Source organism: Mycoplasma bradburyae (assembly GCF_024338845.1).
Classification (GTDB): domain Bacteria; phylum Bacillota_I; class Bacilli_A; order Mycoplasmatales; family Mycoplasmoidaceae; genus Mycoplasmoides; species Mycoplasmoides bradburyae.
On the sequence record NZ_CP101414.1, the window covers coordinates 365633 to 387724 of the forward strand.

Consider the following 22092-nt stretch of genomic DNA (forward strand, 5'->3'; position numbering starts at 1 on the left):
AATTTTCATTATTTCAGAAGGTTTTTCATATATCTACAAAATTAATATTGCTTTCAAAATTGCAATTGGCATACAATAATGGATAACAATCAAAACAATTACAACCAACCTGGCCAAGGAAACGACCAATACCAACAACAATCATCATTAGTATCATATGGATATGATGCTAATGGTAATCCTGTAAGCGATCCTTCATTAGCTGTTTATGATGCTAATGGGATGCTTATTAACCAGAATCAACCAGATCAAAATCAGCAATACGACCAATATGGAAATCCTGTTGGTATGTTATCAGGTAACACTTATTCTCAAGAAAATGACCCTTATTATCAACAATACAATCAATCAGGTCAAAATCAACAACAATACGATCAATACGGAAATCCTGTAGGCATGTTGCCTGGTAATCAATCGCAAGATCCTAACCAGCAACAATATGATCAATACGGTAACCCAGTTGGTATGTTACCTGGCTCGAATCAAGGGCAAGATCAACAATTTGATCAATATGGTAACCCTGTTGCTATGTTACCTGTTGGTCACTCTGCACAGTCACAAGATCAAAATCAACAATTTGATGAATATGGTAACTCAGCAGTTGGTATGTTACCAAATGGTTCGACACAATCACAAAACTCTAACCAACAACAATTCGATCAATATGGCAACCCTGTTGGTATGTTGCCTAGCGGTAATCAAGGACAAAATCAAATGCAACAATATGACCAATACGGTAATCTAATTGAAGCTTTACCGTCTTCACAAGACCAATCTCAATATCAACAATACGATCAATATGGTAATCCAGTAGGTATGTTACCAAGTGGTGATCAAGGTTATGATCAAAACCAAATGCAATACGATCAATACGGAAACCCTATGGTTCAATACGATGAATATGGCAATCCAATTGGTATGTTGCCTAATAATCAAGGTTATGATGGTTATGGGCAAGAACAATATGATCAAAACCAACAAATGGAATATGATCAATATGGTAATCCAGTTCAACAAGAACAGTGAGATGAATATAATCAACAAAACAATGCTTTAGTTGCTCAAGATTGAGAACAAGAACAACAACAAGAAGAAGTTCAACCAGTTGAAGAACAACCTGAAAATAATGTTATTGCTGCACAAGAAGATGACTTAAGAAACTTCTTAAAGAACAACACTGGTACTGAATTAATTTCTTACTATGACGAAGAAGAGGAAGAAAAACCTCGTAAGAAAAAACCTCGATCTGCTAACCAAACAAGAGGTTTATTACCTGAATTAGCAACAGTTAATCAACCTGACCAAACTCCAGTTACACCTGAACTTAATTCAAAACCGATTTACGACGACTCTGATGAAGAATTATCAACTGATGAATTAGATGATGACGATCTATTAGAAGGGACAATTCAAGGTGCTCAAGAATCTGATGATCAAATAAATGAAGAACAAGATGATCTAGAGGATGAAGAAGAAGGTGTTATCAATTTACCGATTGAAGATATCGAATCTGCTTTATTACCTAAATTTGAAGAAATTCAAAGAGCAAGCTTACAAGAAATTCAAAAAGTTAAATTAGAAAGTGCAGAGAATTTAAAAGTGTTACAACAAGTAAATGATGAACTAAAAACTAGTAACAGCGAGTTAAAAAATACTAACGATGAATTACGTAATTCTAACGAAGAATTAAGAAATTCTAACGAAGAATTAAGAGTTTCTAACCAAGAATTAAAGAATTCAAATTCAAGAATTGAAAACCAATTACAAGTATTGCTAGAAAACATTAACGATATTAAGAATAAATCAAGTGAAACTAAAGATGAAAGTGAAGACAGACAATTCAAACTAGAAGAACGCTTAGAACAATTAGCTAATAAACTTGATCAAACTAGAGAAATTATTGATGAATCTAAAGAAATTTCTAGAGAAACTTACCAACAATCTAGTAATGAATTAATTCAAAGCTTTGAAAAGAGAATTGAATTATTAACTGAAAAATTGAACCAAACTCAAGCTGCGTTTAATTTAAGTCAAGAAGCAAAAGAAAAACAAGACAAAGACTTTGCTAGCAAATTAGATAGAATTATCGAAGAATCTAAGGAAGCAAAAGAAAAACAAAGCAAAGAATTTACAACTAAGATTGAAGAAATTATCGAACAATCTAAAGAAGCGAAAGAAAAACAAAGCAAAGAATTTACAACTAAGATTGAAGAAATTATCGAACAATCTAAACAAGCAAAAGAAAAACAAGATAAAGATTTTGCTACAAAATTAGAACAAATTATCGCTCAATCAAAAGAAGCTAATGCTAACTTAGAAAACCGCTTAAAAGAATCTTCTTCTAATATTGAAGGTAAGTTAGAAAATAAATTTGAAGCTTTTGCTGATAAATTAACTGAAATTACTTCTAAGAAAATCAGTGAAAAGATGGTTGAACAAGAAACTGCTAAGAAGAATGAAATGAATACATTACAATCTTCTTTACAAAAAGCGTTATCTGATGTTGTAAGTAAAGTAGAGAACTACGCAAGTCAATCACAATTACAATCTCAACACTTAAACCAAACTTTATCTTATCACCAACAACAAATTAACAACTCTTTAAGACAATCTGCTCAAATGGCACAAATGGCTCAAATGGCACAAATTAATCAAATGAGTCAAATGTTGCCTCAACAAATGATGGCAATGGGAATGAATAACCCTTACGGTGGTTTTGGTCATAACCACCCAATGATGCCTCCTGTTCATCAATATCAACAATTACCTCCACCTCCTCCAGCACCAGCACCAGCACCAGCACCGATTATTCAAAACCCATTACAATTACCAGGTGAAAACCCAACATTATTTGAAAAATTAATGCTGGCTAATATGTTTAAACAAACTATTAATCCACCTCAACCGCAACAATTACCTCAATTACCTCCACAACAACCGCAACAATTACCTCCTCAAATTTTAGCTTTACCTCCTACAGTAGTTCAACAACCACCTAACTACTTAGTACCTCAAGCTCCACAAATTATTCACTCACCAGCTCCAAGACAAAATGATTTTTACAACAATCGTATTAACGAACGTTTAATGATTGATGATGCTTACAACGCTGGTTATGATGAAGCTATGTATGAAATGGAAAACCATTACTACCCACAAGCTGCTTATGAATATCCAGAATACGAAGAAATTCAACCATCATTCAGAAGACGCGGGGGAAGAGCTAAATTCGATCCTTACGGTAACAGATAAAACTAAAATAACAAAATCGATATAAATCGACAATGAGAAAAAACCCTAATTCTGAATTCGAAACTGGTCAGTTTGATGATCAATCCGATAACGTCTTTCAGGATGTCTATGACACTGGATTTGACGATGGATATATCAAAGCAAACCAAGAAAATTTATTAGCAAACCAGTATAGACTTAAAAGTAAATTTAGTTATCATAGTTCTGATAACAATACTTTTAATACACAAGCAGAATTAGAAGAATTAAAAAAACAAAGTGCTCAAGTAAATGATGATATCGATTATTATCAAAAAGTACAGTCTGAAATAGCTGATGAAAAAAAACGCTTATTACAAGCTATTGATGATTTAGAAGCTAACGAAGATCAATTTCATCCAGAAGAATTTGAAGATGAAAGAAACTATTTATTAAACGAATTAGATCGTTTAGATAATGAACTGTGATATATTGAGCAGTATAAAAATGATTCTATTGATTTTGTTAATAAATTAAATGATCGTCTAAAAAAAGAAGAAGCTAATATCGATTCTTATAATAAAGAATCAGATAAAAATATTCGAACTAATTACATCAAAATTGATGAATTAAAAGATAAGTTAGCTACTGAAACTGATGAATACAAAAATTTATTAAATTCTTCAACAAGTGAAATTAATGATATCGATCGTCAAATTTCGGAATTACAAAATTTAATTGACGAAAAAATTTCACAATTGAATAAAGATTCTTACGGTATTAAAGCCTTAGATGATTTCGCTAGAGAACATTTAAAAAAACAGATCAATGATCTAATTTCTCAGCGTAACACTTTAGAAAAGGCTAAAAAGATGCATCTTTATAACCTTAATTTAAAGAAAGAATCGATTAAGCGTTATAAAGAACAATTACAAAAATATCTAAATTCTTTAAAACAAATGCGCAATGAGCATAATAACAAACTAAAAGGTTATGCTCATAATTTAGATAACTTAAAAAGAGAAGTAGAAAAAGCAAAACGCAGTTTTGACGATCAAAAAAGCAAAATTTTACAAGCTAAAGCTAATGCTGATCGTTATTTTGAACTACGCAAAACTGATCTACAAAACGCATATAGAAAAGCTAAAAAAGCTGTTCTTGAAGCGAATAAAGCTCAAGCTAGAAATATTCAGCAAAAAGACTATTTAGTTTTAAAAAACAATAAAGCTGAGCGTTTATTAAATAAATTAAGAGACGATAAAGATCGTCTAAAGATTGCTAACCTGTCATTTGAGTCAATGCGTAGGCAATCTATTGCTATATTAAATAATCTGCAAAGTGAATTAAATCAAAAATATAGCATTTTAGAAGAAAAAAAACATAAACAAGACGCTTTAGTTAATGAAAAAATTAGCGAGCTTGAAACATATCGCTCTGAACTTAACGAAGATAAATTAAAGTTCGAAAGAGAAAAAGAAAATCAAGAACGTAGATATAAAAGCTATGAAGCTTCTTTAAATAAGAAACGTCAAGAAATTGATGAACTTTTCTTAGAAGCTAATAATAAACTAAACCAAGCGTCGCTGAAAGAAGATAACCTTCATAATCAAAAACGTGAAATCTTATCTAAATTAAGAAATCTTGAACAATTAAAAATCGAGATTGATCAAAGAAAACGTGATTTAGATCAAAAAGAAATTCTTGATCAACAAATGATTCGTAAGATTCAACTTGATGTTGAATCTGAACGTTCTGATTTGCAAAGAATGCTTTTGATTGAACGTAAAAAAAATGACGAACGTGAACAAGAGTTAATTCAATACGAACGCGAAATTAAACGTCAGCAAACTGACTTTGAAAACAACGTTAGTTACGAACAAAAAAAACTATCTGAGCGAGAAAAAGAATTAAAAGAAGGTTATGAGCGACTTGAACAAAAACAAAATGAAGTTCAAGAAAAAATTGATGAGCTTAACGATGAAATAGCTAAAGCTCAAAAAAGTAAGCAGTCATCATTACTACTTGAACAAAAGCTTAAAAACGAACTTGAAAATTTAAACACAAGTAAAAGTAATCTAGAACTACAAAAAGAAGAATTAAATCAAAAATCACGTAAGATGATTGAAGATTTTAAAGCTTTTGAACAGGATTTAAAACGTCAAAAAGAAGATCTTTCAATCTATGAAAAAAATCTACAAAAGAAAGAAGCTTCTTTAGTTAATTACCAAAATGATGTAACGATTCAAAAAAATGAAGCATTTCACAAGTCTCAAGTAATGCATCAAGAACTTGAACTTAAGAAAGCTCATCTTGAAAATGAATTGAGAAAGCTTAGTAATGAAAGAAAACAATTAGATCTAGATAAAGAAGAAAACTATAAGCTTAAAAAATCAATTGATGATGAAATTAGAGAATTAGCTAAAAAAAGAAGTGATTTAGAAATCTATCAAAACAATATCGAGAATTTTAAAGCTAATTCAATTGCTAAAATTAATGATATCGAATCTGATTTAGTTAGAAAACGAACTGAATTAGAACAACTTAAAAAAGATCAAGAAAATCATTACAACGAACTTAATACACGTTTAAGTAATGAATTAGATGATTTAGAACAACAAAAGAAAAAATTTGCTCATCAAAAACAACAAAAATTTGAGGAGTTCATTGAAGCTAAAAATAAGTTAGACGTTAAAGAAAACGAATTACTTATATATGCTCAAAAAGTTAATGATCGCTACAGCCAATTAAAAACAATTGAAAAAAATAATAATGCTAAAAGCGATGAAATTAAGTTAAAACTTGAAGAATTTAAACGTGCTGAAATTGAATTTATTAAGCAAGACGAAGCAATCAAACAAGAACGTGTTAAATTTGATAATCAAGTTAAATTACTAGAAGCTGAATATAATCAACGTAATGTAGTTTTACAACTTCAAGAAGAAGAGATAAAAAGAAGAAAACTAGAACAAGATCAACAAGAACTTCAAATTAAAAAAGATATTAAACGTCTTGAAGAAGAAAGAAATAACTTTGACGAAGAAAAACGTAATAAATACAATAAGATTTCTAAGCTTCATTTAGAAATTCAAAAACAACGCAATCAGATTGAAAACGAACAACGCGAAATCGATAAACAAAAAGATGAATTAGTTGCAATTGCTCGCGAAGGTAAGTTAAAAAAACAAGAAATTGACGACAAGTTGTTAATTCTTGAAAAAAAGGAAAAACAATTTAAAGAAGAAGATGAGTTGTTAGCTAAAAAACGTATCGATTTAATCCAAAGAATCGGCGTTTTAAAATCTGAAATTAATCAAAAAAATGAAATCTTATCTTTACGTTCAGCAGAATTAAATGAAAAAACTAGACAACAACAACAAAAAGAAGCTGATTTACAACGTAAGATAGATTCTTTAGAATCTGAAAAAGAACAATTTTCGTTTGATCGTAAAGCGGAATTTGAAAAAATAAAAAAAGAAAAAGAACAACTATCTGCTAAGGAAAAAGAAGTAAATAATGCGATGACCAAAATCAATTTAGCTTTCGCTAAATTAGATTTAATTCGCAAGAATAATAAAGCTGATAAATCTAAAATCAATGATCAATTAGCTTTATTGAATGAAAAGAAAGAAAAAATTGACCGCGAAAGCGAATACTTAGACAGTAAAAAAACTGAGTTTATTACTCGTTTAAGAAAAATTGAAAATGATCTTGAAGTTGAAAAACAAAAAGTTCTATTAGATCGTTCTAATGTTGATCGAATCATGGCAGATCAACAAGCTTTGTCACGTGATCTTGAGAATAAATACCGAACTCTTGAAACTGAAAAACGTAATTTTTCTCAACAAAAAGAAAACGACTTAAAAGAAATTGATGAGTTTTACCAACAAGTTCAACAAAAAGAACGTAATCTAAGCTTCAAAATAGAAGACTTAAAACAATTACGTTACATTTTAGAAAAAGAAAGTTTCAACGTTAATTCTAATAAGAAAGAATTAAAAATTAAGATTGAACAATATCAAAAATTAGCTAAATCAATCAAGAATGAACAAAACAAATTAGCTCACGAAAAAACAAGTTTTTTTAATAAAGTTGAACAACTAAAAGATCAATTAAATCAAAAAAATAATAAAATTGAAATTCTTCGTTCGAAAATTATTCGAAATTATAAAGAACAAGAAAGAGAAAAACGCATCTTAGAAGAACAAAAGTTTAAGAATGCTGAACTACGCAAATCTTTATTAAAAAAACAACAAGAATTACATAAAGAACGCGATCTACTAAATTTAGCAAAAAATCAACAATTCCAAGAAATCAAATTTAAAAACGAAGAAGTTGAAAATAAACTAAAACAGATCGTAAAAGAAAAACACAAAGTTAGTAATATTAAGCAAGAAGTTGATTTTAAGACACAACAACTATCTAACTTACAACAACTTGTTAGTAAACAAAAAGCTGATCTTCAAAAAGAGTTAGAGAAAAACGCAGAAAATTCTCAACGCTTACAAGAAACAGAAAGATTACTAGAAGAGAAAAAACAAAAACTTCGTTCTGAATATAATAAGGCAAGAAAAATCTTAACATCTGCAAAAGCTACTGATAATGCTTTAAAGAAAAAACAAGAAGATATCCAGAACCAATTTAAAAAATTAGTTCAACTAAATAAAAAAATCCTAGATGCTAGAAATAATCTTTTAAAACAAAGAAGATTAATTCAAGAAGAAATTAAGAAAAACAATATGGCAAACTTCCAAAATCCTTACCCTAATTTTTTAAATCCAAATCAACAAATCGTACCAAATCAAGGAGTATTACCAATGCAATCTCCTCAATTTGTTGGTTTAGCATACCCACCTCAACCTACATTTGATATCAATAATCCTTTGATGCAAATGCAACAAATGATTAACAATCAGCAGATGTTCATTATTCAAAAAGAACACCAATGAGCTTTACAAGAAGCGAACAAGAAAAACTCTAAATTAACTAAACAATTAAAACAATTAAAACAACACAAAAAAGCTTTTGCAGAAAACGCAACTCAACATTTAACTTACCACAATCAACTAAACGCTGATAACTCTTATAAGATTAATTCATTACACAACTTACTAAACCAAGTTGCTGTTAACACTGAAAAACGCATTAAGAAAATTGAAAGCGATTTAGAACAAAAGCGCATTGATCAAAGTCAAATAACTTCTAGAGAATTAGAAGAAATTTCTGCTAATTCAAAATTAGTAGAAGAAATCAAAAATATTCTTAATGAAACAAAACAACAAACAAGCGATTCACAAAATCTTAATACAAACGAATTTAGGAGTTTATTTAACGAAATTAAATCTGATTTTAAAAACCAAGTAGATTTATTGAGAAACGAAAAAGAAGAATTCAATTCAAGAATAAACCAATTATCTCAAGTAATCGAAAAAAGTCCTATTGAAGTTAAGAAAACATTAGAATACCAAGATCAAAAATATCAAAAAATGTTCGATAACTTAAAAAATTCTTACGAACAGAACATTAGTTTGCTAAGAAACGAAAATCAGGAATTGCAAAAACGTTTATCTGGTTTATATGAAGAGATTTCTGAAATAAAAACAAATACAGAAAAAATTAAAGCAACTCCTCAAAAAACAGAAGCTAAACCATTCCAAGATGATTTAAACTCTATATACAATGAAAACCTTAGAATGTATCAAGAAAGAAGTAAAATTTTTGATCACAATCTAAACTCGAATTTAAGAATTGATTTAAATCACAAAAAGGATGTTTCTAATAGTAAAAAAGAACGCATCAATCAATTAGCAAATGAAATTAAAACAATTAAAGAACTAATTGAAAAAAAGAAAGCTAAGTAGCATTAAAAATGAATAATAAAGATCAATCAAAAGCGTTGTTACAAGATGATATTATAGAAAGAAGAGAAGAATCTACCTTCTTTTCTAACTATCAACCTCCCCAAGTTAATTATCGTGTAAATTGTCAAGAAGAATACACTAAAGAACAAGAAGCTGAAGATGATGCGCTAATTGCTTTATTAACAGAACAATTAGAACAACTAAAAGCACAATTGTTAAATGAAATAAATTCAGATAACGATGCAAAACAAATAACTAAACCAACTTCAGAAGAAGATAATTTAACAGCATTAAGACAAAATATCATTACTCGAATAAAGCTGTTAGAAAACTTATATAGAAATTTCTATAACAACGATTTTGATAGCTCTAACATTGATCGATTATCTGTTCAAGATTTAGTTGAACTTAAGAAAGAATATTATTCATTAAATAAAACGCTTACAAAAGTTCAGTTAGTTTTTGATGAAATTAATAGACATTCAGCAACAATAGCGGACGAAATTAGCAAAGCTAATATTAAGCCGTGATTATTTTATTTAAATAATAAAGAGTTCAATTCACAAAATGAATTTTTAACATACTTATTTGAATTAAAACTAGATGCTAAAACTAAATTAGTTAATTTAGAACAATCAATTGATTGAATCGCTAATGAGATAAGATCATTATCTAACTCTAGTAATAAACAATTAGATAATATTGAAAATAAATTAATCGTTCAAGATAACTTAACAAAAAAAGATCTAGAAGATTTAAAGCAAGATCTACGTATCGATCTTAGCTCAACAACTAAAAAAGACCTGGATTTATTAAAAAATCAATTAGCCATTGATTTTAATAAAATCGCTAAAATCGATTTAGATAAATTAAGAGAAGAAATTAAAGTTGATATTAATAACATTAATAAACAAGATCTGATTAACAAACAAGATCTAGAAGCGTTAAAACAATCAGTTTTAAAAACACAATTAGAACTAATTGAGATTAATGAGAAAAAATTAAATGAATTGAAGCAAGAACACCAAGCGCAACTAGAATTAACTAAATATTCACAACAATTTATAGCTGAACAATTAGCTTTAGCAATCATTAAGCAAGAAAAAATTCTAGAAGAAAAACTGCAATCTTTAAAAGATCTTCGACCGATTAATATCACAGAAACAACAGTACCAGCATCGCCAATTATTACTGTTAAACCGGATTATTACGATGATCAAGAAAAAGAATTAAAACCAATTCAATCAAAAGAACAAAAAGAAGAAATCCAACAAGAATTACCGATTCAAAATGTTTTTGTGGTTAAAGAAGAAGATTCTGAAAATGAAGCAGTAATTTTAACTAAAAAGATCAATGAATTAAATCCATTAATTGAAACTAACATCAAAATAGAAGCTAGAGATTCGATTGTTCCGGAAGTTGTTGATCAAGATGTTTCAGTTGAAAAAATTGAAAACATCACAATTAACGAAGAAATTGATGATATTAAAGATTTAAGCAATATTGTTAAGAATATTCAGGTAGAAAATCAAAAATTAGATCAAATCAAGAAAAATATTCAGGAACAAAATATTCAGATTTCAACAATTGATTCTAGCTATGTTTTACAAGAAGGTGTAAATGTTCAAGTTCCAAATGAACTGCAAAATCAACAACCTGAAATAGTTGGTAATTTTGAATCCGAAACTTCTCCATTTAGTCAATTAACTAAACAAGAAATTCCTAATAATCAATTAGCTAATCAAGAATTAAATAATAAAAATCAAAAACTATCATTAGGTCAATTAAATGAATTAAATAAAGTAATTGATTTAGAATCATTGCAACCAGAAATTTTAACGCCCAATGTCGTTGTAGAACAAAGTGCAGTTGCTTTAAATAACAATCAATACAACTTTGATATTTTAGAACAACTAAGACAAAAATATCAAGAAGATAAAAAAGCTCTTGAATTAAAACAAGAAGAATCAAATGTTCAAATTCAAGCTCTTAATGAACAAATTAGTCAATTAAAAAATCAATTGATCAAAAATCAAGAATTAAATCAATCTGAAATCATTAAGAAAACAACTGAGTTTAAAGATGTTTTAGAAAATCAAAAAATTGCGTATGAAGCAATCTTAAATCAACATAAAGAAAGATATGAAAATGAGCTTATCAAAAGTAAGAATGATTTCATAAACTTAATTAACGAAAAAATTCAAATTAAAACCGACGAATTATTAAATGAAAAGGAAAGTGATTTCGATCAAATTAGAGATACTTACCTAAATGTTCTTAACGAACAACAAAAAGAATATGATAAACAAATTAAGCAAAAACAAGTTGAAATTATCACTAAACTAAACCAACAAAAAGAACAGTTTGACGATATTATTAGATTAAAAAATCTCGAATGAAATCAATATCAAGAAATATTAATCAATAAAAATAATAAAGCTCTAGACGAATTAGAAAAACAAAAAGAAAAATACAAAAACAGTAATAAGGTTGATCAAATTAATGTTAATGCGATTAATGAAAAAATTAATAAATTAAAAGAAGAACAACAAAAAAATCAAACAATTATTGATGAATACAACAAATCAAAAGAATCGTTCTTAAACAATATTCATAATATCTATAACAAAGATAGCATTAATTTAATTACTGATGAAATAACAACTAAAGTTTCTGAAAAATTCAATCAAGAAATTTCTCGACTAAAAGAAAATACTTATAATTACTACCCTGATTATTCTGGTTATTATGGGTATTATAACGATCAATATGACCAATATGATGAAGGTTATGTTGATGAAAATGGAATGTATTTCGAACCTGTTGATGTTGAATTAGATCCTGAAATTATAGAACAATTTAATTATGGTTATGAAAACGGATTAAATGACTATGAATATGATCAAAACTATAATTATCAAGATCAAAACCAAGAGGCTTACATAAGTAAGTATCAAAACAATCAATCATCATCTGATGAATTCATTCCAGATCAAAACGATAATCAATTTGATTATGATGATAATTATGATGGAATTAATCATTACAAGACGGAAGATGTAGTAATTATTAATGATAAAATTCAAGAACAACTAAACAATGATCAATCATTAAAAATTAGAAAACCAGGTGGTTGATTTGCTAAAAAAATTTATCAAGCGCAAGCTGGTGAAAAAGAAAAAATCCCTCAAAAAATGAGCGGAAGACGCGGTGTATTCAAACGCGTAAATAAAGGAAGATTATCTAAGAGCGAAATTAAACAATACGCTAATAAAATTATTAACTCAAACAAGTAGAAAAAGACATTATGGAATTAATTCATTCAGAACAGATAAAAAACTGAATTAGTCAAAACCTGACCACTAATTTTACGCGTGGTTTCTTTGTTGATGTTTTATTTTCTACAAAAAAGACTAAAAAGGTATCAGTAATTTCTGGTTTGGATTATTGCGGACAAACGGAAATTATTAGTGAAATCTATTCTAGATTTAACTCACAAAACTTATTAAATAGTCTTTATTTAGTAGATTTAAGTTCTGTTTATGTTAATGATGAAACTAAAATTGATGATTTCTTAAATAAAATTAAAGATATTAATAATGCTTTCTTTATTATTAGTAATATGAACCAACAAGAAGGGACAAAAATTTGGTTTAAACAAATTGCTAAGATTGCTAAAAAGCAAAACATTATATTTTACTTGTTTGTAAACAACTCTGGTATTCTTTATAATAAGATTATCGATCATTATAACTTTAATCACTTTTTCCTAAAACCCTTTAGATTTAGTGAATATTTAATTACTAAAGAAAAGTTTAGTGATATTAATTTTGTAGATTACTATGATTATTTAAATTCATACAGTCCTATTTTAGCAAGATTTAACGATAAAGCTGATGCGCAGATTTTATTTTTTAATCAAATTGTTAATTTATTTAGGCATGATGTTTATGAATTATTTAACAAGAAGTATTCAATTAAAACTTGCATGTCATTATTAAATGTTGTTGTTTATGCTGATATTCCTTGTTTTAATCTAAATTTACTGTCAAAAGAACTTGATATCGATTTTGAGGAATTACTAGAAATCATTAGGATTTTAGATAAAGCTAAGATTTTAAGGATGATCAGAGTAACTGAAAATGATTTAACTAAAAAACGTGAACCACTTTATTTCTTAGTGTTCTATCACCCGATTAATTACATCATTTTTGAACATAATAATTTATCAATTTCTGATCTAATGAATAACACCAAGGTTTTATTATCAGCATTTATTAGTGCAACTAACTTTGATGAAGTTCTAGAAATTGTTTATGATTATCATGTTTCTTGAACTGAACAAATAACTTTGATTGACAAACATAGAAAAAGGGCATATATTTTAGGTATCAATAATAATGAAATTGGACCAATTTTAAATGCATTAACTTGAAAACATAGTTATCGCGTTAATTATTTAAATCAAAATGATTTAATTAATTTAATTGCTAATCGTGAACTTAAGAATTTCAAGAAGTATCAAATTTTATAAAATAAAACATTATGGCTAGAACTAAAAAAAATAAAACAGAAAATAAAAAAACAAAAAAAAGAGCTAAGAAAGAACAACAAGAAGTAGGTGTTGCTAAAAATCTAGCTAATAACCAACCAGAGCTTTTAAACGTAAAAGTTGAAAGTGAATTTGAACAAGAAGATGATCTTGATTTTAGTAATAAATCAATTTTAAACGATGAAAACATCATCTTTTCTGGAGAAATAAGAACTAACAAAAGCCATTTAAAAAATAAATATTTTGATTCTGTTTTAGATGAAGAAGATTTGCTTCAAGCTGAATTTGACGAAATTAAACTTAAGTCTAAGAAAAGTTTATTAACTAAGAAAAAGAAAAAAGAAGATCGTACAGCTCAAGCGATCAAAGAATCGATTAGTAAACGTTTTGACGGTTTTTTTGATGAAACTGATCAATCTTTAATTACTGATACGATTTATGACGGCGATTACAAAGAACAAGAAGAAAAAGATATAATAGAACAAGCTAAAAACTTTTCTACTGCTAGTGATATTATTGAAGAAATTATCTATAATTCTGAAAAACGCCAACCTATTAACAATAAAGAAGAAGATGTTATTGAAGGTGAAATAAAATCACTCGATCAATTGCCAGAAAATCTTGCTGATTTAAATATTGAAGAGCTAACAGAATTAGAGGAATTATCTGTTAATAATTTAGCTTTTGATAATGAAAAGGAATTTAACGAATTACAACTTAATAAAGAAAGTGTTGTTTATGACGCAATTCCTGCAGATGAAGTAGAAGAAAAAAAAGATGTTTATGAACCAAACATTCATTTAAATATTCAACAACCATTAGAAATAAATGAAGAATTAGTAATTCAATCTGAAGTTATTCAAGAAGTTAAAACTATCACTGAGCCAAATATTCAAAATGAGGTAATATCACAACCTGTCGTAATCAATCAACCAGTTGTAGAATTATCTAGTGAATCATTAATTAATTTATCAGATGCTAACATTCACAAACCGAATGTTGAATCGATTCTACCTCTAATCGAACAAAAAGTTATTGAAATCTCTGAATATCCAGTTCTTTCACCTGAAGTTTTAGAAGTTACGAACTTACCTGAGGTTAATGTTGATCTAATTAATGATGAAGTTATAAAAATCGATGTAGTTGATTTAAGTGAAAATCAAACTAATTCTCAAGAAGTTTATAAACCATCTTATCAATCAATTTCTGAAACAATTGATTACTCTGTTGATTTAAATCATACAATCGATATTGAATTAGAAGGTGTGAATATCGATAAAGAAGTTATTCATATTAATCAAACAAGTAATAAATTAGAAGAAAAAACTCATAAAGATGATTCGATTATCCATTACCAAGTTATCGAAGATAGTGTTAAAGAAAAAGAATTATATGTTGATGTAAATAAAATGAATTCAGCATTAAATTCTGAATTGAAATCAATCACAAAAAAGAAAAAATCATTAGATGAATTAGAAGTCATTCCTGCTGTTGTAGTTCATAGAACAAATAAAAAATCATTAGATGAACTAGAAGTCATTCCAGCGATAACAATGAATAACAATTTCGTTAAACAAGAAGTTATTAATATCCCTGAAAATGACTTCAGAACATTTGATAATTCAGTTAATGAAGAATTAAGCAAACAAAAATCGATTCAAGAATTAGAAGCTTCGCTAAGTCAGATAGAAAATGAAATTAAGGATTCAGGAATTAACATTGAAAATGTTGAAATCATTTTAGATGCAAATATTGTGTCTGATATTGAAAGTATCAAGCAAAATAAACGAGAACTTTTAGTTGAAACTGATAACTTAGTAAACGAAATTGTTTTAGATATTCAAGAAGAAACATTTAAAATTGAACTAGATAAATTAAATGAAGAGTTAACTGATCAAACAATTTATCCGATTCAAAAACGTGAACTTAATTGGAAGTTTAAAGAAGATAACACTCAATATGACATGTTAAGCTTTGATTGTGAAAGCTATAACAATATCATCAAAGAACAAAATGAATTAAAGATGGTAGCTGATTGAATGGATTACTCTTCGTCTCCGTTAATCAAAATTAAACCAGAATCAGTTATTCAACAAGATTTAGAAACTGTTAGCGTTAAATTTAAACCTAACTACAAAAAACTTGATTCTGAATTGTTAGATGACAGAATTTATCCTGTAAATAATAATGATTTAAATTGAGATTTAAAAGAGCTAGACGTTAAATATAATTACATTGATTTTGAATTTGAAAGTTACAACTCGATCATAAAAGAACAGACAGAATTTAAAATGTTCTGTAAAAAAGCAATTGATTACTCAAAAGCGCCTATTATCAGAGTTCTAGATGAATCCACTAAACTAGTGGATGACACAATTGAATTAAATAATTCGGAAACTTTTGCATCATCTAAAACTGAATTGCCAAAATCTAATTTAGAAGTAATTGAAACTACTGAATGAGAGACTGTTGATAATAATTCGACAATTGACTTCCACTCATTGATTAACAAAAAGTTTGATACACCAAAATATTATCTAGAGAATAAACACTCATCTAATACTGAAGAAATCGAATTAAATGAATCTAATTTTGAAGGTATAGATGAAAATATTCTTGAATTAATAAAAGAACAAAAAAGAATTATTAAGGATCGTTTAATTTCTGAAGATAATTTTAATTCTGAAAAATTCTCTAAAGCTTTAACTGAAAAATTAAGAGAAGAAACTAGTAAAATTATCATTAAAAATATTGCTAAGCAATATAACAATATTAATGATATAAATTCATATAAAAAGCCTTTAGTATCGACCGAAATAAAAACAATAAATCCTTTTGTTAACAAAAGCTTAAAGGATAAATTAATTAATTCTCAGGATTTAAGATTAGTTAATAAAGCTAATAAAAAAACTCCAGCTAAATCAATTCTTAACGATTTAAAAGATTTCAAATTTAGAGGACCTAATTTAATATATAAAGAGAACGAACCTAAAAAATTAACAAGTTCAAAATAACAGAAAAATAATCAGACTATCTGCCTGATTATTCAATTTTTATGTCGTATTGACTGAATGAAATTTATTGATAAGTAACTAAACACTTTAATAAGAAAATAATAAGATTAAGAAGAAAATAGTGTGTTTAGTTACTTATATTTTTAATCACCAAAAAGTTTCAGATATTTATTATGAATATCTAATGTTTTTATTTTTGTATCCGGTTCTTTATACGTTTTGTATATATTAGTTCAATTATTTACATATTTGAATGTCCCTTCGTGATTTCTGTATTGTCCAAATACGGAGTTATCAATTGCCATAGAATAATTTGTTGGTGCTTTTGCGGTATTTTGTTTATATATATTATAAAAATCCTCGGTAGCTGAAGATAATGTATCACCAGCAACACTAGTAGCAATTCCGACTTTTCATAATGCTCCAGTTAATCCGCTCTTCTTTTTATTTTTGTTAGCAGCTGATTTTTTTGTTGTTTTGCTATCAGAAGCACTTACTTTTTGTTTTGATTCTTGTTTAGGTCGATTATCAAATAATGAATTACTATTTATAAATTCATTATCTCCGATTGCGAAATTTGAAATCCCGAACCCTAAATCATCGTCTATCCCTCCTATTAAGTTTTTCATTAGATTTGATTCAACATCAACATCTGGTTTAATCTTTTTAGGTCTACCGCGTTTTTTAACTACTGTTGGCATAACCTTCATATCAGGCGGCAACAAAACAGCTCCATTATTAGCAATCTCGCTGATGCCTTGAGCATTATCTGTTTTAGTAGTTGTTTTCTTAGTAGCCCTTTTTCTAGTAGCGCCAACAGATTTTGTTGTTGATTTTACTGGCATATTTATTTATTGTTATAAACCTGAATATATTGATGAAGCATATGGGCTTAAGAATGAATACCTAGCTTTTGTTGGAGCAAAGCTAGAATAAACATGCTTTACTTGAGGTTCATTCGAAATTCCGACTGCATATCCATTAGGATCAGGTTTATTTTTGATATCATTTACGATATTACTTATTGTTACGGCAGACTTGCTAATAGATCCGATAACCATCTGACCTATTAAAACTGCAGTTGATATTGCAGCTATGGACCCACCGTGTAATAAGTTTTTATCATTCGTGGTTAATTTTCTCATTTCATCCTCCATTAAAGATATGTAAATTCATCTAAAAAAAGAAGAAAAAAATATTCTTTTAAAGAAATAAAAAAAGTGATTTAAAGTAATTAAATCACTTTTTATTGAATTAAGAATTATTAAAACTTATTTTTTAATTGAATCGCGGTACAATGGCATGCTCATACATCTGGCACTACCCATACCTAATGATAATTGATCACCATTTCAATTTAAAACAGTAATACCAGCATCTCTTAATGCTTGGTTTGTTTTTCGATTACGATCATAACCAATTACTACACCAGGTTCAATTACTAAAAAATTAGTTGCATCAAAATTAGTTTCAACATCAATTTCGATCTGTGTAGAATCTTCGCCGGCAACAGGAATGGTAATTGCTTTTTTGCCTATCACCATTGATAAAAACTCTTCAAGCGATTCATTAAGTTCTTTTCATTCTAACTCTTCTTTTGTTAAGTTAATTTCCCAGATTTTAAGTACACCCATCATATTAGGTGAATATAAGAATTTATCGTAATCTAGCATCGTTAGTCAAGTATCTAAATGCATTAGATTGCTCATCTTAGGGACATTAATAGCATAGATTTTTTCAAAAGAAGTTTCTGTATTATCGCGCACTTTTTCAGCTAAATGTTGAATTGCTTTTTTCTCAGTTCTTTCTGAAACACCAATTACTAATGTCTTATCATCATACACAAACAGATCGCCGCCTTCTATACTGTATTCTGCTTGTCTTGAATAATATCTAGGTGTATCTTTATAATGGCGATTATGACTAAAGATAAAGTCAGCAAAAATTGTTTCGCGTCTTCTTGTTGGATGATACATATAATGTAAAGTAATACCATTACCAACACTTGCAAATGGATCACGGGTGAAATAAAGATTTGGCATCGGATCAACAATTAATTCGACATCTGATTTTATATCAACTTCTTTAGCTAATATTCCTGACATCATCTTTTTAATCATTAATACCGGTTGATTTTCTAAACTCTTTAAATATTCATAAACTATTTGACGATTAGAATTAGATAATACCGGAATACATTCATCCAATCAACGATTAATAAATGCTTCACGAACTTGCTTATCTGCTTGTTCGAATGTTTGCGCGGTTAATTCTGATAACTGAATACATTCAACGCCATAAGATTCTAGAATCTTAATAAATTCTTGATGCTCAGCTCTCGCTTTAACTGGGTTTAAGATAGCGCTAAATAATAACTCATCCAATCTTTGAGGAGTTATATATTCTAATTCTTTACCTGGTGTATGCACTAAAACTTTTCTTAGTTTACCAATTTCACTGTAAACTTTTATCTTATTTAACATTAATGCTCCTTATCTATTTTTTATTTTAAGACTTATCAAAACCTAGATATTAATCATTTAATTTTAAAAATAAAGTTTAAAAACATAAACAATTTTAAATCAGTTTATTTAATTAGATAATCAACAGATCTAGTATAAGGATTAATCAAATCGTTGATATGTTTGATAGCCACAACAGCTTCATTCATTCCGCAAATAATTAAATTAGGTCTTTTTTTGTAGTTGCTAGCAAGACCAATTGCATAAATGTTATCATCAGAAGTTTGTTGAAAATCATTAACGATTAAATTGTTATTGAGATCTTGCTCTAAATGATCAAAACAATCAAGAGATTTAATTGGTTTTAAACCATATTGAACTATCAGATAATCAAAATTTATCGTTGTTTTTTGATTGTTTTGATTATTTATCAAATTAATTGTGTTGTTATTAATCGATTCAATGGTTTGATCAAGATATTGGTTAATATCTTTTTGATTAATTTGATCAACTAAATTTTGTGAAGCTCGGTATTTATTATTTCTATGAACAATTGATAAACTGTTAGCAATCTTTAGATCTGCTAACTGATTTATTAATTCAACAGCACTATCACCACCACCTAAAAAACAAACATCTTTATTTTTATAAATTAACAGATCATTGATTTGATAATGGATATTACTAATATCTTGATTACGAATTAAATCTTCATTTAATCTGATTGGTTCAAACCCACCGTTACCAGTTGCGATAATAATTTTTTTAGAACGAACAATAGAATTATTTGATAAAGTTAATTCAAATAAATTTTCACTGGTTAAGTATTTTTGAAAACTAATTAAAGTATTTAATGAATATGTAATCAATCCTTGCTTGATATAACTATCTTGCTGATTAGATAAAAGATTGATAAAATCCTTGGCTAAAATTCCGTTAGCTGTTGGAAAATCATAAATCTTTTTGAAAGGGTATAAATGCGTTGGCTGACCTCCTATTCTGTCGGTCATTTCGATCACCAACGATTTCAAACCCTTCATAGCACCATAACTAGCACAATATATACCGCTAGTTCCTGCTCCTAAAATGATTAGGTCGTAAGTCTTCATTTATATATTTTAAATATAATATAATAATTTAGATATTTATATTTTTATATAAAATTTAAGTTTTAATGTCTATCACTGATAAAGTTTTTAGTTTTGACGAAAGTTCAAAAGAAGAAGTTCTTCAAGATTTCAATATTAACAAAGCTGATTATTGCATAAACAGCTTTCTAACTCAACATCCAAGTGCTACTGAACAAGATTTAGCAGATTTTTTAGAAAATGCTAGAAACAGTTATGTAAGAGCTAGAAAAAATGGTATGTCTGATGAATTGTGATTAGAACACTTACACAAATACATCAAGACATATAAGTTTGTTGCTCCACTTCAAAGAGAGTTAGATAAACTAATTCACAATAAGAATTTAACTGATATTGAACTTGAAAAAGCAGAATTAGCTAAACAACGTGCTGAATTTGAAAAAGAACGCATTGAGTTTTTAAACGAACAAAGCGAGTTTATTCAAAAAGGTCGCTCAAAACATTTTGAACATATTGTAACTTTATCAGAACATGAAGCTACTAAAAAAGACTTAGAACTAAAATACTACAAAGAAATCGAAGAAATTAAAAACAAACATCAAGAAGAATTCATTAAAAATCAAGAAGAAACTAAGAAGATTTTTGATGAAGAGGTTAATAACCTTAAAGATTTTTATGATAGAAAGATTGAAAAAATCTCGGATTATTACAATAAATTAAAAGAAAAAGTAGTTCAATTAAAAGAAGAAAATGCAAAATTAGTCGGTGAAATTTATGAACGTGATGTAACAACCGAAAACCAAATTGCTTTAAGAACTAGAGATTATTACGAAGAAATTGAAAAGATTAAAAAAGTATTAAGAAATTATGAAATTTTATCTTTTGAATTAAAGAGCAAAGTTAAAGAAAAAGATTATTTACTTAACCAACTAAGAGCTAAAATTAAACACAAAGACGAAGAATTTAAAAAATTTATTCAAGATCAACCCGAAATTGTTAACCAATTAATTAACGATGGTATTAAACAAGGTGTTAAAGTTAAGTTTAGTCAGTTAGAGTCTAAACTTAAAGAACAAGTCGAGAAATATGAAGATACTGTTGGTAAGACTTATGAAAAACATAAGAATGAAGTTGATAAGATTTTAATTGCTAATGAAGCTAAAATCGAAGTGATGAAAAATGCTTTGCTGCAAGCAGAAGAAACAGCTAAATTAACAACTAACGAAATAGAAAGAATTAAATCTGAGTATGACTTAATTGTTTATACTAACCGTGAGTTGAATGAAGCAATCAAATTAGAACAAGAAAAAAACAAAGAATTATTAGCTAAAGTTGAAGCATTAACTGCTGAAAACAATGATTTAGATAAACTTAACAACTTATTAGTTAAAAAATATAATGATAACGATCATTTGTTATCTGTTTCTAAATCAATATCAGAACAACTGGATAAAATCAATGCTTCTCAACGTTCTTTACAAAAAGTTTTATCGACAAGTAATGATGATATAACTAATAAAAAAATTCTAGATCTTGATAAAGAAATCAACGCAGTTAACGAAACTTACAAGCAGTCTAAAAACATTAAAAACGAACCAATCGAATTACCTAAAAAAGCTCCAACATCTGGAAAAATAATTGAATATATTGAAGATGATGAAGAATTAGATTCTCAATGAGCTAAACAATTCTCTGAAGTTACTAAAAAAATCAAAGAAAAGAAGAATAACAAAAAGAAAAGACAGTTATTAGATAAAAAAATTAGTGACTTTAAAGAATAGATATATTAAAATTAATTCGTCATTGCAACAATTATCACGAAACATGTCAGGTCAGAAATGAAGCAGCATTAAGTATCTTAATTGTGTGTAATGACTTTTTTATTTATTATTTAAAAGTTAATTAATT

The 22092-nt window shown here is 27.7% G+C and carries 10 protein-coding genes and 1 other RNA gene; 7 read left to right on the forward strand and 4 right to left on the reverse strand.

Translation table 4 applies throughout. The annotated features are described in order from the left end of the window. Positions 1-78 precede the first annotated feature (78 nt). The 5 genes from NMG68_RS01520 to NMG68_RS01540 are packed head-to-tail and all read left to right on the forward strand — an operon-like array spanning position 79 to position 16634. Positions 79-3252 (forward strand): coiled-coil domain-containing protein, encoded by a 3174-nt coding sequence (locus tag NMG68_RS01520; protein WP_255034937.1) that lies wholly within the window; start codon positions 79-81, stop codon positions 3250-3252. Between the two features lie 32 nt (positions 3253-3284). Then, complete coding sequence (locus tag NMG68_RS01525; protein ID WP_255034938.1) at positions 3285-9068, forward strand: cytadherence high molecular weight protein 2; 5784 nt, start codon at positions 3285-3287, stop codon at positions 9066-9068. Positions 9069-9076: 8 nt separating this feature from the next. After that, a complete protein-coding gene (locus NMG68_RS01530) occupies positions 9077-12364 on the forward strand; it encodes a cytadherence-associated protein (RefSeq protein ID WP_255034939.1) in 3288 nt (1095 codons plus the stop codon). A gap of 11 nt (positions 12365-12375) precedes the next feature. Further along, positions 12376-13602: a hypothetical protein gene (locus NMG68_RS01535; RefSeq protein ID WP_255034940.1), complete on the forward strand. Its 1227-nt coding sequence runs from the start codon at positions 12376-12378 to the stop codon at positions 13600-13602. An 11-nt stretch (positions 13603-13613) separates the two neighbouring features. Next, positions 13614-16634: a hypothetical protein gene (locus NMG68_RS01540; RefSeq protein ID WP_255034941.1), complete on the forward strand. Its 3021-nt coding sequence runs from the start codon at positions 13614-13616 to the stop codon at positions 16632-16634. Positions 16635-16777: 143 nt separating this feature from the next. Here the strand turns inward: NMG68_RS01540 and NMG68_RS01545 are convergent, their stop codons facing one another. The 4 genes from NMG68_RS01545 to NMG68_RS01560 all read right to left on the reverse strand — a co-directional run bounded on the left by NMG68_RS01545 (position 16778) and on the right by NMG68_RS01560 (position 20205). Beyond that, complete coding sequence (locus tag NMG68_RS01545) at positions 16778-17479, reverse strand: hypothetical protein (protein ID WP_255034942.1); 702 nt, start codon at positions 17477-17479, stop codon at positions 16778-16780. A 12-nt stretch (positions 17480-17491) separates the two neighbouring features. After that, positions 17492-17779 (reverse strand): hypothetical protein, encoded by a 288-nt coding sequence (locus NMG68_RS01550; protein ID WP_255034943.1) that lies wholly within the window; start codon positions 17777-17779, stop codon positions 17492-17494. 126 nt (positions 17780-17905) lie between these two features. Beyond that, on the reverse strand, positions 17906-19117 hold the full coding sequence (locus NMG68_RS01555; RefSeq protein WP_255034944.1) for an arginine deiminase: 1212 nt from the start codon (positions 19115-19117) through the stop codon (positions 17906-17908). Positions 19118-19221: 104 nt separating this feature from the next. After that, complete coding sequence (locus tag NMG68_RS01560; protein WP_255034945.1) at positions 19222-20205, reverse strand: NAD(P)/FAD-dependent oxidoreductase; 984 nt, start codon at positions 20203-20205, stop codon at positions 19222-19224. A 65-nt stretch (positions 20206-20270) separates the two neighbouring features. Between NMG68_RS01560 and NMG68_RS01565 the strand changes: the two genes are divergently transcribed. Continuing rightward, on the forward strand, positions 20271-21965 hold the full coding sequence (locus NMG68_RS01565; protein ID WP_255034946.1) for a coiled-coil domain-containing protein: 1695 nt from the start codon (positions 20271-20273) through the stop codon (positions 21963-21965). A 15-nt stretch (positions 21966-21980) separates the two neighbouring features. Continuing rightward, positions 21981-22066, forward strand: an RNA gene (ffs, locus tag NMG68_RS01570) — signal recognition particle sRNA small type. Positions 22067-22092 lie beyond the last annotated feature (26 nt).